This is a genomic window from Finegoldia sp. (assembly GCF_046991905.1).
Classification (GTDB): Bacteria; Bacillota; Clostridia; order Tissierellales; family Peptoniphilaceae; genus Finegoldia.
Window position 1 is genome coordinate 33126 of the sequence record NZ_JBKWZF010000016.1, and the last position, 15712, is coordinate 48837.

At 28.9% G+C, this 15712-nt stretch carries 10 protein-coding genes; all 10 read left to right on the forward strand.

Annotated elements, in window-relative coordinates; genetic code table 11:
• The first annotated feature begins 15 nt into the window (after positions 1–15).
• On the forward strand, positions 16–5379 hold the full coding sequence (locus ACLUJM_RS07720) for an AMP-binding protein (protein WP_412412577.1): 5364 nt from the start codon (positions 16–18) through the stop codon (positions 5377–5379).
• A gap of 19 nt (positions 5380–5398) precedes the next feature.
• Positions 5399–7534 carry a class I SAM-dependent methyltransferase gene (locus tag ACLUJM_RS07725; protein WP_159798839.1) on the forward strand — a complete coding sequence of 712 codons (2136 nt, stop codon included), beginning with the start codon at positions 5399–5401 and terminating at the stop codon, positions 7532–7534.
• Positions 7515–8204 (forward strand): alpha/beta hydrolase, encoded by a 690-nt coding sequence (locus ACLUJM_RS07730; protein WP_004838464.1) that lies wholly within the window; start codon positions 7515–7517, stop codon positions 8202–8204. The genes ACLUJM_RS07725 and ACLUJM_RS07730 overlap by 20 nt, the downstream gene beginning before the upstream one ends.
• Before the next feature lie 119 nt (positions 8205–8323).
• Positions 8324–8947, forward strand: coding sequence for a TetR/AcrR family transcriptional regulator (locus tag ACLUJM_RS07735; protein ID WP_004838465.1), 624 nt, complete (start codon positions 8324–8326; stop codon positions 8945–8947).
• Between the two features lie 68 nt (positions 8948–9015).
• Entirely contained in the window at positions 9016–10761 is a 1746-nt protein-coding gene (locus ACLUJM_RS07740; protein ID WP_412412578.1) for an ABC transporter ATP-binding protein, read from the forward strand.
• Positions 10755–12488: an ABC transporter ATP-binding protein gene (locus ACLUJM_RS07745; RefSeq protein WP_159798837.1), complete on the forward strand. Its 1734-nt coding sequence runs from the start codon at positions 10755–10757 to the stop codon at positions 12486–12488. The genes ACLUJM_RS07740 and ACLUJM_RS07745 overlap by 7 nt, the downstream gene beginning before the upstream one ends.
• Positions 12489–12569: 81 nt before the next feature.
• Positions 12570–13151, forward strand: coding sequence for an MptD family putative ECF transporter S component (locus ACLUJM_RS07750; RefSeq protein WP_000715596.1), 582 nt, complete (start codon positions 12570–12572; stop codon positions 13149–13151).
• A complete protein-coding gene (locus tag ACLUJM_RS07755) occupies positions 13151–13885 on the forward strand; it encodes an energy-coupling factor transporter transmembrane component T (RefSeq protein WP_000393370.1) in 735 nt (244 codons plus the stop codon). The genes ACLUJM_RS07750 and ACLUJM_RS07755 overlap by 1 nt, the downstream gene beginning before the upstream one ends.
• A 2-nt stretch (positions 13886–13887) precedes the next feature.
• Positions 13888–15351 carry an ABC transporter ATP-binding protein gene (locus tag ACLUJM_RS07760; RefSeq protein WP_159798836.1) on the forward strand — a complete coding sequence of 488 codons (1464 nt, stop codon included), beginning with the start codon at positions 13888–13890 and terminating at the stop codon, positions 15349–15351.
• A 41-nt stretch (positions 15352–15392) separates the two neighbouring features.
• Positions 15393–15712, forward strand: a 320-nt coding sequence (locus tag ACLUJM_RS07765; RefSeq protein WP_412412579.1) for an MATE family efflux transporter, incomplete at its 3' end; no start/stop codon positions are given.

The following is a 15712-nucleotide window of genomic DNA, read 5'->3' on the forward strand; positions in this document are numbered from 1 at the left end:
ATAAGGAGGTAAATAATGGAGAACGGTTATAAAGAAATAATTGAAAAATATTCTAAGCAAGGTATTGAGTTGTATGTTGATGGTGAAAAGTTAAAATATAAATCCATAAATGGTCAGTTAGATGAAGATATTTTAATGGAATTAAAATTAAATAAAGAAGGACTTAAAGAATACATTAAAAAACTTGAGAATAAATATGATGTTAAAGATGATTACGCACCATTTCCATTATCTCCAGTTCAGACATCATATCTTTATGGAAGAGATGACTTACATTCATATGGAAATGTATCTTGTCACATTTATCAAGAATTTTTATATGATAATTTAGACGTTTCAAAAGTACAAGATACATGGAATTACTTGATAAATAAACATGAAATGCTGAGGGCAGTTATATTTAAAGAAGGATATCAAAAAATACTACAAAAAGTTCCAGAATATGAGGTTGTTACTGGAGATAGGATATCTATTAGAGAACAGTTAGAGGATAAAGTTTATCAATTAGAAAAATGGCCAATGTTTGATATTGGAGTATCAAATTATGGAGAAAAATCAATTTTACACTTTTCGATGGATTTTATGATATGTGATTGGTCAAGTATATGGCAACTTTTATTAGAGTTTGAGATGAAGTATTTTAAAGGAATAGAGAATGATAGACAATCTAAGATATCATTTAGGAATTATATAATAAGTGAAGAAAAGACAAAAGAAAACTCGGAATACAAGAAGGCGAAAGCATATTGGAGTCAAAAGACTAGAGAATTAAAGACATCTCCAGTAATACCTTTAAAAACGCTAAAAGAAACGGACGTTTGTAAGTTTAAAAGATTGTCTTTAACATTAGATAAGGATATGTGGGATAAATTTAAAATTTTAGCTCAAAACCATGCTTTAACACCGACAGCATCAGTATTGACTGTATATAGTGAAGTACTAAAAAAATGGAGTACAGAAAAAGAATTTCTTATAAATTTAACTTTATTTAACAAGAAAAATTTAGGGGAAAATATAGAATATTTAGTAGGCGATTTTACAAATACATCGGTAATTTCGATAAAAAACATAAAAGAATCTTTTTCAGAGTTAGCAAGAGAAGTTAATAAAGAATTATTCAGCTCAATAGATAATAGTGCATATCCTGGAGTTAATATATTAAGAGATATTGCTAAACTGCATAACTCCAAAGAATTTTTAGCACCATATGTATTTACAAGTGCAATAGGGTTAATTAAAAAGAGGTTGATAGGAAGATATGTGTATGGAATATCTCAAACACCGCAAGTATTTATTGATTGTCAAGCTATGGATACTGAATTAGGTTTACAGATTAATTGGGATGTTCGTGAAGGAATATTTGAAGATGATATGTTGGAGGATATGTTTAGTGAGTTTAAGAAGATTTTAATAAATTTATCGAACAATAAAGAATTTTGGGAGAAACGTCTTGAAATTGATCTACCTAAGTGGCAACGTGAAATTAGAGAAAAAGTTAATGCTACAAATAAAAAAATTAATAATAAGACATTATTAGAAGATTTTATAGAAAAAGTAAAATCTTATCCAGATAAGGCGGCTGTTATAGACTCTAGAGGTTCAATTTCTTATAAAGAATTATATAATAAGTCTGTATCTATAGCTTTAGCATTGAAAGAAAAAAATGTAAAAAAAGGTGAGCATATAATTGTAAAACTACCACATAATAAAAGTCAAGTTTATACTATTCTTGGAATACTTATGGTAGGAGCTATATATGTTCCGGTAGATTTTAATATAGAAGAAAAAAGATTAGAGAATATTTTAAAACAATGTAATTGTAAAGTTATTTTGACAAATGGCAGTTGTTATGATAACAGACAAAGAAATTTTGTGAACATTGATGATGTAAATTATAGGTTAGATTTGATAAATATGTTTAATATAGAACATGTTGATTCGAATGATGCAGCTTATATCATGTTTACGTCAGAGACTACTGAAAATCCAAAAGGTGCTGTAATAAATCATGGAGCAGTATTTAATACTATATATGATATAAATCAAAAATTCGAAATATCTGAGAGAGATTGCTTATTAAGAATATCAAAATTAGATTTCGACTTATCTGTTTATGATATTTTTGGAATGTTATCAGTTGGAGGAACTATTGTATATCCTGATGAAAGTGAGTATTTAAATCCTGCTCATTGGGATAAATTGATTGAAGAAAATTCTGTGTCTATATTAAATATGGTACCAGAATTAATGAAACTATATTTAAATTATTTAGAAAATTTATCAAAAAAACAAAATTTTATTAAACTAATATTGCTATCAAGAGATTGGATCCCTTTAAATATGCCTAATGCGGTGCAAAAAACTTTTGTAGAATCTAAAATAATAGTATTGGGAGGTGATACAGAAGCCTCTATATGGTCTAACTATCATGAATATAAAGGTATTAAAAAGGGATGGAAAAGCATTCCGTATGGGAAACCGCTCACTAATCAACAAATTTATGTATTAGATAAAAATTTTGAAGATTGTCCAGTTTATTGCGAAGGTAATTTATATATAGCTGGTAGAGGCTTGGCGGAAGGGTATTTAGGAGATAAAAAGTTAACAGAAGAAAAGTTCTTTATTCATCCTCTAAAGCAGGTCAGACTTTATTCTACTGGAGATTTGGGTCGCTATTTATCAAGTGGAGAAATAGAATTTTTAGGTACGGAAGATACTCAGGTAAAAATAAGAGGCAATAGAATAGAACTTGGAGAGATAAAAAACACCTTAATGAAACAGGAAGGAATTGATGATTTAATTGTTAGAGTCAACTATAATAAGGAGGATAAACCGATTGAAGTTATTGCCAAAATAGGGGTTGATATTAGTGAGGTTGACGAACAATGCGATAAATATTTTGATGGGTTTGAGGCAATAGAAGAAAATATTCAGAAAAATATAGACTATGATTGTTATCAATATATTTGCAAACAAAGGGATATAGTTTGCCTTAATTCGATGTTAAATACTTTGATAGATTTAGGGGTATTAAAAAAAATTGGTTTAAATTTATATAATTATGAAAAAAATTCAACTGATATAGATTTAAAATATCATAAAATTATAAATAAGTGGATAACTCAGCTTAAAATAAATAATGTTATTTATTCAAAGGGAGAATCAATTGTAATTCCTAAAATAATAAAGAAAGAATTATTAGATAAGTTATGGAATAATTGTATTTTAATGTGGGATAATGCATTCGGAGATATTAATATAATGTATTATATTAAGGAAAATATAGATAATTTAAAAAACATTTTAACAAACAAGATTGATCCAAGAGGAATTCTTTATCCTAATGGCTCAAAGAAATATACAGAATCTCTTTATGAAAAAAGTATATTTTCAGCCTTGATTAATGACTATTATTGCCAGTTTTTAGAAAATTATTTAAAGTACAATAAAAAGAAAAAGATAAGAGTTTTAGAAATTGGTGCAGGTACTGGTGCAACAACAAAAAAACTATTAAAAATACTTGATGGTCATGACTATGAATATCATTTTACAGATTTGCAAAAATATTTTTTACCACAGGCTAAAGAAAATTTTAAAAATAATAAGAATATATTAGTTTACCAACTAGATATAAATGAAGATCCAATTAAAAATGGCCTACAACCAAATTATTTTGATATTATTATAGGAGCATATGTATTGGAAAATGTTAAAGATATTGCTAAAAGCATGTCTTACATTAAGACATTGATGGCACCTAAAGGATATTTGTTATTCTCAGAAGCTATAAAAAACGAACCTTGGCTATTGGTATCGCAAGCATTAATGATGGAAGAAGCAATTGATAGCATAAGAGAAGAAACTGTATTTATAGACACAAAAACATGGGAAAATATATTGCTTAAGGTTGATGATAGCAATAAAGTTTATAAATTTCCATATGAGAATAAATCTTTAGGGATTTTTGGGGCAACTCTTTTTATTAAAAAGTTTAAAACGAAGTTTATGGAAATAGATAGGGAAAAAATAAACGAGAGTATTAAGGGATATTTGCCAAATTATATGATTCCATCTAAAGTTTACTATGTAGAATCTATAATGTTGAATAGTAATGGCAAAATTGATCAGGAAAAGAATTTTGATATAATTAATGCTGAGAATAATGAAGAAAAAGTTTATACAGCTAACAATGAAGCGACATCTGAAACTGAAGAAAAAATTCTTAAAATTTGCAAAAATTTGTTGGAAACTGAAGATTTAACACTGGAATCAAATTTTTATGACTTTGGTGCAGATTCACTTATTATTGCAAAAATAGCAACCGAAGTGAAAAATAAGCTAAATAAGGAAATTTCTTTTGAAGAATTATTGAGAGAAATAATTAATTTTCCTTTTGTATCTGAAATTTCTGCGTTTCTGGAAAAAAGTGATGACAAGGATGTAGAAAAAGATTATAGTGATGAAGAAATGGTATATACAAAAATTTTTAAAGGTTCAAACAATTTGGAGACCTCAAGGTTAAGGGTACTTGTACACGGCGCTTTTGGAAGTTGGGAAAATTTCAAGTATTTAGCTACAGAATTATGCCAACAAAATGCAGGAGATGTTTTGATATTGGGAGTTTCAAATATAAAAAAATATTTAGAACTTGATAAGAAAAACCTGGTGCCTATGTTAGCGGATATGTATTGTAAAAAGATAGTTGGATTTGATGTCAAAGAAGTGCAGCTAATAGGATATAGTTTTAGTGGAGTCGTAGCAATAGAAATGGCAAGAAGACTTTTAGAAATGGGAATCAATGTTGTTAATTTATCTATAATTGAAGGCGGAACAATTCCAGAGAATAGTTTTGATGAATTACCACTTGAATTAATATTCATATATGCGTTTGGTATAAACTTAGAAGATTTAGGAATTAGACAAATTGATATATTTGATGATATTTATACTTCAATTGATACTAATAAAAACATACTAACGATATCAAATATTTTAGATCATTTAAATAATGAAGAAGATAAAAATCTTATTATAGAATTAAACAATATGATACAGAGTGATAGATTTATTAAGTATCATAGTCTTATTAATAAAAAGCAGAAACAGGCGTTATCTATGTACTCTTTGTTTGAACTATATAAAATATTTAGACATTCAGTAGAAGCTCAAAAATATAACCCCGATCTTTTCTTTGGGGATCTTGATTATTATATTGCTAAAGATAACAAAGGAGCATATAAATATATTGAGCATTTAGTTGATAAATGGAAAGATTCAATTATAGGCGATATAAACAAATTCTATATTGATGGAAATCACTACAGTTGTGTACAAAATAAAAATAATGCTAAACAATTGGCGATGTTAATAAAAAAATAACCGTCTAAAGGAGATGTAAATGAAGGTGTCAAATGTTTTGATATGTGGTAATCCAGAAAATTTACATTATTTGCAAGCAAAAACTAAATTATGTATATTAGATTCTGAAGATGAGTTAGCTGAGAAAAATGCTTATTTTAAAAATCTAAAACTATACAAATTTGTTTCGCAGTTACCATCAGATATTAAATGGGCGTATATTCCTCAAAAATCCTTGATAGCTTCTAACAATCCCTATTTAAGAATGGAATTGTTAGAAGCCGGAATTTCTATAGTTGATCAGATGCCATTGGATGTAGATCAAATAAAAGATTGTGTAAAAATTGCAAATAATAAAAAAGTTTATTATATTCCAGAAATACCAAGTGAAAATGATATTTTTTTTAAACAGTGTACAAATACGATATATGAAGAATTTAGTAAGAACAATATTTTATATATTGATGGGTTATTTTCAAAGTTTTTGATATATTATATTTTTAAAATACTGAAAGAAGGATTGAAGACAAATCAAAAAGTAAATATAACAAATAATCATGGTAATTCAATGATAAAATCATTTTCAGGATATATTGCAAGTGTTCCGTTTTGCATAAGAATATATAGACCTAATCTTAATGAAGAATATCAATTTACTGCGTACAATGATGAGTTAAAAATTTTCACAAAAAATTGTTGCATAACAATTAACTTTATTCAGAAAAATATATTATATGGTTATAATATAATAAAAAAAACAGCAGGAAATATTAGCGGTTTTAATCAAACATTGAAGAACAATTATAAGTTGAATTTAAGTACAGTTATTGAGGAGGGCATAGATATAAATGAAATTAATTATCGCTCTCATATTCAAGAAGCATTAAACGATTTATCTTTTATTCAAGATATAAATAAAGTATTATCATGTGATAAAATGACAGGAATAGGAGAATATAAAAGAAAAAATAATTGGTTTCAAACTTTGAAACAAGGAGATGGATTTAATTATAATAATTCAGTTACAATAAATATGAGTAAAGAAATTGCTAATATAGAGAGGAATTATTCATATATCTCGAAAGAATATTTATTAAAGTATAAAGAAACGTTGGATACTTATATATTAGGAGAAATATTTAAATTTTTTAAAGACAACGGTGCTTTTAACGATCAAAATATAAAATATTCTGAGGAAAAGATCATTAAAAACTGCTTCCATAGCAAAAATAGTAAGATAGTAAAGAGATGGTTAAAAATGCTTGTTTTGCATGGATTTATAGAAAATAATGAAGGAAGTTTTTATTTGACTAAGAATTTACAAATCAATACAGAACAACTTTTTTGTGAGTTGCGTGAATTATGGGATTGGAAATTAGGTGATCCCTCTTCGATAGATTATATCAGAGAAAATATAAAAAATTTGAAAGAGTTGTTTTATGGGGAAATTGATTGTAATGCTATATTATTCCCGGAAGCTGATATAAAATATGCTACAGCTCTGTATAAAAATAATTTAATATACAGATTTTTAAACGAAATAATCGGAATTCAGGTCGCTGATTATGTAAACCGACATTTTGAAAGCAAGCTTAGGAAAATAACCATACTTGAGGTTGGCGCTGGTATAGGTGCGTCAACAGATAGTATAATTACAAAATTAAATGAATATAGTTTGATACAAAAAATAAATTATTTATATACTGATATTTCGAAGTTCTTTTTAGATATTGGAAAAGAGAAGTTTAAAAATAATTCAGCAATTAAGTATTTAAGGCTTAATATTGATAATTTAGAAGAGATAGAATCTTTAGATAAGGTAGATATTATTGTTGCAGCAGGGGTTTTAAATAATTCTAGTAATCTTGAGAAAGTAATGAAGGCATTTTTAAAAAAGATAAGACCAGATGGAGTAATGTTGATTACAGAACCAATAGGTAATCCAATTGAGATGCTAGTATCACAAGTATTTATGATGGAAGAACCTGATGATATACGAAAGATTAAAAATAGCACTTTTTTAGAATTAAATGATTGGATAGAACTTATTAATCGATGTGGGGATTTTGATATTAGTATTTTCCCTAGAGAAAATTTCAATTTGAATATATTTGGGCAAAAGTTATTAATAATTAAAGATAAAGTGAGGCGAAAATATGGTAACACAAAAATATAATATTGTTTTTATATGTGGAGCATCACATGCTGAATGGTGTTGGGATGAAAATTTTACTAAATATTTTATAAAGAAAGGCTATAGTGTTAATATCCACGTTCTGTCTAAAAATGCGAGAAATGTTAGGAACTCTGTTTTAATGTTAGAAGAAATTATAAGAAAGATAAAAAGAGAAAGTAATAGTAAATTAGCGATAGTTTCTCATTCAATGGGCAATTTAATCTTAAATGAATATTTACAAGATGATAAAAATATTAATAATGTAAATGCAATAGTATTACTTTCACCTTATCCAATTAGTAATAGGTTATTGAATGCTATAAAAATTTCTTTTAATTATTACGGAAAAACGAAGGAAGAACTTTTCTTTTCTGGAAGAGTAGATAAAGCTGAAGAATATGTAGCTAAAATGAAAGAAGAAGCTAAAAATATAAGATTGTTGACATTAACATATTCTTCTATTAAATTTTTTTGCAAATTTGTACCAACTTTTATAATTGGCTCAAAAAATGATAGATGCATACCTGTAAAGTCTCTGATTGATAGTATGAATTATTATGGTGCAACTTTGAAGATTTATAATGAATTATGTCATGATTGTATGCTTGATCCACATTGGGAAAAAGTTGCCGAAGACATACATTTATTCTTACAAAATAATCGTTCATGAATATGGATGTTGTAAATTCATAAAAATCATGTCTCTTCTAAATTCTCTTGACTTAAAATGGAATATATAGTAAAATTTTAGATAACAAAGTTATCTGCATATAGGAAGAGGTGAATAACATGAAAAATCTGAAAGGATTTGATGTTACACACGAAAACATTTTGAAAAGTGGGAAAATTAATTTTTTAAATGATGGATATGAACGAGCTAATTTAAGAAAGATATGTAAAGATGCCGGTGTTACTACAGGGGCTTTTTATAGACATTTTGAGGATAAGGAAGCTCTATTTGTTGCATTAGTTGAACCACTCGCTAAAGAGATTTTAGATTTATATACAAAATTTGAAGAAGAATCATTTAGAAGTATTGATGAGAAACACATTAAAGATTTAGCTGAAATTAATATTGATGGATCAATTGAAACCGCAATATATATATTTAGAAAAAAAGATATATTTGAACTTTTAGTGTATAAAGCGTATGGAACAAAATATGATAATTTCATTGAAAAATTAGTAAAAATGGAAGATTTAAATAGAAATAAAATCTCAAAAATAGTTTTAAAAGATAATTATAAATACATTAATATATCTGAAAAATCAATGCACTTACTTAATCATGCATATATTAATGCATTGTGTGAAATTATTATGCATTCTGACAATATTGAAGAGGTTAAACAAAACTCAGAAATTGTTGCGAGATTTTTTCGTGAAGGGTGGAAAAAATTGCAAGGATTTTAAGGGTTAGTTTTTTGCATAAATGATAACTAAGTTAGCTAATAATGTTATTTTATTTGGAGGTGTTGATTATGAAACAAAAAAGTCCTGCTGCTATATTGTGGGAGCTTGCAAAAAAGGAACATTCAAAGTTAAAAACATCTGTATTTATAGCGAGTATCGGTGTTATTGCAGGGATTATTCCATATATTGCAGCAAGTCGTATTTTAGTTGAATTGTTAAAGGGAAATGAGGATTTTAAAATTTATTCTTTATGGTTAGGAATAGGATTGTTATCCTACATCTTAAAATCATTTTTATACTCTATGGCTTTATCTGTATCCCATAAAGCAACTTTTAGTGTACTGAAAGATGTTCGTTTAAGAATGCTTGAAAAACTTCCAAAGATGCCATTAGGAGAAATAATCTCTGTTCCAAGCGGAAACTTTAAGCAGATTATAGTGGATCAGGTTGAAAGTATGGAGAAACCGCTCGCTCACCTGTTGCCTGAAATGACATCGAATCTCTTAGGTTCTTTGAGCATATTTATCTATTTATTGTTTCTTGATTGGAGAATGGCACTTTTATCATTGGTATCCATTCCTGTGGGGATGCTTTTTATGGGACTCGTAATGAAAAATTATGCTGTTCAATATGAAGGATCTGTAAAGGTAAATCGAGAAATGAATTCTGCAATTATTGAGTATGTTAATGGAATAGAAGTGATAAAAACATTTAATCAAGACAAGAGATCGTACGCAAAGTACAAAGATAAAGTCATTGCAAATGCAAGATACTTTTATGAATGGATGAAGAGCTGTCAGTTACCTGTATCTTTATCTAAAAACATATCTCCTACTACAATGATAACAGTGCTTCCATTTGGTTGGTATTTCTACATTAGCGGCAGTTTAAGTGCAGAAGTATTTATATCTGTAATTATTCTATCTTTAGGTATTGCAGGACCTTTACTTGAAACAATCAATTTTGTTGATGGTCTTGCTAAGATAGGGACTATTGCAAATTCTATTAACTTAATTTTAGAAGGAAAAGAACAAAGGCATTCTGATAGAGAAGTGACTATCCAGCAATATAATATTGATTTACAAAATGTAAAGTTTGGATATGAAGAAGAAAAAGAAATTCTTCATGGAATATCCCTAAATATAAAAGAAGGGACAACAGTGGCTTTTGTTGGACCAAGTGGAAGTGGCAAGTCAACTTTAGCAAAATTAATAGCTGGATATTGGGATATTACGGAAGGAAATATAAATATTGGTGGATACAATCTTAATGAAATTCCATTAAAGCAATTATATAGTTTAACTGCCTTTGTTTCGCAGGATAATTTTTTGTTCAACGAAAGTATTAGGGAAAATATCCGAATGGGTAATCCAAGTGCCAGTGATAAAGAAGTAGAAGACATTGCTAAGAAATCGGGTTGTCATGATTTTATTATGAAAATGGAACATGGTTACGATACGGTTGTCGGAAGTAGTGGTAGCCATGTTTCTGGTGGAGAAAGGCAAAGAATATCTATAGCAAGAGCAATGCTCAAAAATGCACCTATTGTAATACTTGATGAAGCTACTTCATATATAGATCCTGAAAATGAAGTGATTATAAAGCAAGCTTTATCAAAGCTTATAAAAGATAAAACGGTGATTATTATTGCTCATAGATTATCAACTATAACAGATGCAGAACAAATATTCTTAATTGAGAATGGAGAACTTGTTTCATACGGTAAGCATGATGAATTATTAGAAGGTTGTGAATTATACCGAAATATGTGGAACGCTCATATAGGAACAAAGGATGGTGGGATGAAATGTTAAGTGCTTTAAAAAAGATTTTAGATTTCTCAGGTGATGAAAAGAAAAATGTATATCACTCTATATGGGTAAGTTTTTTGTTTGCGATTTTTCATATGCTTCAAATCAGTGCTATTTATTTTATAGTGAAAGCAATTGTCCAAAAAGACATGAGCATGATGCCTGCGTGGATCGCATTAATACTTCTTGTTATTAGCATAATCGGAAGAAGTGTTACAAATTATTTTTCACAATTACAGCAATGCCATGCAAGTTATTTTATGGTGGCAAATAAAAGAGTAGCAATAGGTGAAATGTTAAAAAAAATACCTATGGGATTTTTCAATGAAAACAATATTGGTGAAGTGGTTGGAATTTCTACAACTGTTTTAGAAGATGTAGAAAATACCGCAGCAATGGTTATGGTAAATACACTATCAGGTTTTATAAACACGATAATATTTACAATAATGATTTTAGCATTTGAGTGGAGAATAGGTTTTATTGTTGCAATTGGATGCCTATTGTACTTATTTGTTCTCTCAAAAATGGAAAGCAAATCAAGGAGTGTTCTTCCTAAAAGACAAAAAGCATCTGCTAAATTAGTTGATGCCATTTTAGAACAAATTGGAGGAATGTCTGTTATAAAATCCTTCAATTTAACAGGGAAAGGAGATGAAAAAGTCAGAGGTGCTATTGAAAATAGCAGAAAAATAAATCTTGATTGTGAAAAACTGTTTACACCTTATACGATTTTGCAAAATATTCTTTTGGATTTGTTTAGCATTTTGATAATAGGTGCAGGTATTTTCTTTTATCTTAATGGAGAACTCTCATTCTTAAATACAGTTATGACGATTATAATTTCTTTTCTTGCTTTTTCTCAAATAAAATTGGCAGGAAGTGCAACAACTTCTCTCAGAGTTGTTAGTGGATCTATTGAGCAAACAAAGAAGTTAGAGAAATTTCCACAGATGGATATTGATGGAAAAGACATAAAGCCTACTACTTTCGATATTTCTTTTGATAATGTAGAGTTTTCTTATTCAGGCAAAAAAATCCTTGATGATATTTCTGTCAAGATACCACAAAACCAAATGACAGCTATAGTTGGACCTTCAGGAGCTGGAAAAACTACATTTTGCAATTTGATAGCGAGATTTTGGGATGTAGAGAAAGGAGAAATCAGCATAGGTAAACATAATATTAAAGAATATTCATTGGAGTCATTAATGAGACAAATTAGTATGGTTTTTCAAAATGTTTATTTATTTCAAGACACTATTGAGAACAATATAAAGTTTGCTAAGCCAGATGCTACACATGAGGAAGTTATAGAAGCTGCAAAGAAAGCGTGTTGTCATGAATTTATTATGAAGCTTCCTGAACAATATGAAACAGTTATAGGAGAGGGAGGTGCAAGTCTATCTGGTGGAGAAAGACAAAGAATATCAATTGCAAGAGCAATGATAAAGAATGCACCTATTATTATTTTCGATGAAGCTACTGCAAATGTAGACCCTGAAAATGAGGATAAATTGCAGGTTGCTATGGAGGAACTCACAAGAAATAAAACAGTAATAATGATAGCACACAGACTAAAAACCATAAAAAATGCAAATCAAATTCTTGTCTTGGCTAATGGAAAGATAACGCAACAAGGCACACATGAAGAGCTAATTCAAGCAGAAGGTATCTATAAAAATTTTGTTGAGGCACGACAAAAGGCAGTTAATTGGAAATTGTCATGAGTGAAAATGATTTATATGAGAATTATCCAAATATAGCTCATGTAGATTTATATTATTTTAATTTAAGGAGGATTAAAAAAAATGAAAAAAGGATTGTCAGCTAAAGATCTAATCAATGTAGGCATTTATACAGCTATTTATTTAGTTCTGTTTTTTGTAATAGGGATGATGAATGCAATACCTATCTTATACCCAGCTATCTATCTTCTAATTCCTATAGTCACAGGAATTCCCTTTATGTTGTTTTTAACTAAAGTAGAAAAATTTGGCATGGTTACGATTATGTCAATTATTATCGGTGTGTTTTGGTATTTTATGGGCTATACATGGTTAGCGTTAGTGGGATATATTCCATTTGGAATTATCAGTGATCTGGTTATGAAATCAGGTGGTTTTAAGAGTTTTAAAAAGAATGTTATTGGATTTTGGCTATTTTCTTGCGGAATGATAGGTTGTCAAATGCCAATGTGGGTAATGGCAGATACCTATATGGAAGGTGTTAAGCAACAAATGGGAGAACAATATGCACTTGCACTCGCAAAATATATGCCTTCTTGGATGGGGATTGCTGCATTTGGAATCATTTTTATCGGCTCAGTTATTGGTGCAAATTTAGGGAGGAAAATGCTTAAGAAACATTTTGAGAGAGCGGGTATCATTTAATGGAGGAGTATGAGGTATACAAACCGAATAAACCAAAGGGCTTTTTCTTAGATCCTCGTACTAAAATTTTATTTATGATATTTATAACAACCATAATGTCTGTCGGATATAAGGATATTTTAGTTAGCCTTATATCCGCCATTGTGGCAATAGCATTATTATTATCTAATAAACAAGTTAAGATAGCTTTCATTTATGGAGGGCTATTTACCTTGGCTATTATGGCACACTTTACGAAAGATATGTACACATTGCCTACACTCATAAATACAATTTCAGTATTGTTGAATGCCTTAATTTTAAGACTATTTCCAATTTTTATGTTGGGATATTATGTTGTAATGTCCACAAAAACGAGCGAGTTTATAGCAGCCATGGTAAAGTGGAAAATTCCCAATGCATTTATTATTCCAACAGCAGTTGCATTCAGGTTTATTCCAACTTTGAAAGAAGAACACAACTCTATTAAGACTGCTATGAAAATGAGAGGAATTAGTTTTAAAAATAAAAAGGCGTGGAAAAATCCAAGCTTATACTTGGAATATGTAACAATACCTTTAATCGTTTCTATTGCAAAAATAGGTGATGAATTGTCGGCGGCGGCAATAAGTAGAGGATTGGGAGCTTTGAAAAAGAGAACTACTGTAGTAAAAGTAAAGTTTACTATATATGATTTGCTCATTTTACTCTTTTCAATTGCCTTTACAGGACTATTTTTATATAGGAGGGGATAGCATTGATTGAATTTAAAGACGTGTCATTTACTTATGATAGCGGGAATAAGAATGCTGGAATTTATAATATTAATTTAAAAATCAATGATGGAGAGGTGGTTGTATTTTGTGGTGAATCCGGTTGTGGAAAAACTACTATAAGTAGATTGATAAATGGACTAATTCCCGGATATTATACAGGAACTTTGACTGGAGAAGTTATAGTTAGAAACCACAAAATTTCTAAAAATTCGATTGATGAATTAAGTCGATATGTAGGTTCAGTATTTCAGAATCCAAGAACTCAATTTTTCAATGTAGATTCCACAAGTGAAATTGCATTTACCTGTGAAAATTTTGGAATTCCAAGAGAAGAAATTTGTAAAAGAATTGGTCAAGTGACAAAAGAATTAAATATAAAAGATTTGCTTGATAAGAGCTTGTTTTCTATGTCAGGAGGAGAAAAACAAAAAATTGCTTGTGCTTCTGCTGCTGTTATGGAGCCTGAAATCTATGTATTAGATGAGCCATCTTCTAATTTAGATATACAAACTATAAAAATGTTAAAAGATATCATAAAAAAATGGAAAGAAAAAAAGTCAACTGTGGTTATTGCAGAGCATAGACTACAATATTTAATAGATATTGCAGATAGATTTATTTATATGAAAGATGGAAAAATTAACAAAGAATTTTCTTGTGTTGAGTTCAAGAAATTACCTAACAGCATTTTAAATAATATGGGGTTAAGGAGCATACACCCTATTGATACCAGTAGCCGTATAAAAAATATAGAATCTAAGGAACAAATAGAGATTAAGAATTTTATGTTTAGTTATGGAAAAGAGCCGTTTTTTGAAATTAATGATGCTGTATTACCTCAAAAATCTATTGTGGCTATTTTAGGAAATAATGGTTCTGGAAAATCAACTTTTTCAAAATGCTTATGTGGAGTTGAAGAAAAAGCAAAAGGAACTTTAAATATACAAACAGAAAGTTATGCTACAAGAGAAAGGCTAAAAAAATGTTTTATGGTGATGCAGGATGTTAATCATCAATTATTTACCGAATCAGTTAAAGAAGAAATTCTTTTGAGTATAGAGAACGATGAGAATAAAGAAGAAAAGATCGATGAAATATGTAAAAAGTTAAATTTAATGGATTTTATAGATTGCCATCCAATGTCATTATCCGGAGGGCAAAAACAAAGGGTTGCAATTGCAAGTGCTATCGCTTCTGATAGGACAATACTGATTTTGGACGAACCTACAAGTGGTTTGGATTTTAAGAATATGAAAGAAGTTTCTAATGAAATGATAAGGCTTAAAGAGGACGGAAAAACTATTTTTATTATCACACATGATCCGGAATTAGTAGAATGTTGTTGTGATTATTTTATGTTTATGGAGAATGGAAAAGTCAAATGGCATGGTATTAAAGATGAAAAGAATATGGAAAAAATTAGGGAATTCTTCAATCAAACTTAAAATTTGCTTAAAAAATATGGATGAAAAAAGGAGGTAATTTTATGAAACAAGATATGAAAGAACAATTATTAACAAAAAGACCTATAGATTTACTTTTTCAATTATCTATCCCTGCTGTAATAGGAATGATAGTAATAGGTCTTTATCCACTAATGGATGGAATTTTTGCAGGAAATATTATAGGACAAACAGCAATGACAGCTTGTGGTGTAGCTATGCCACTTACATTTTTCAATAGTGGTGTATCTACACTTATTGGTGTAGGTTCAGCATCGGTTTTATCAAGAGCTATAGGAAAGGGCGACAAAAAAACAGTTGATAAAATTATGGGGAATTTAATCTTTTGGGTTATTCTATTCTC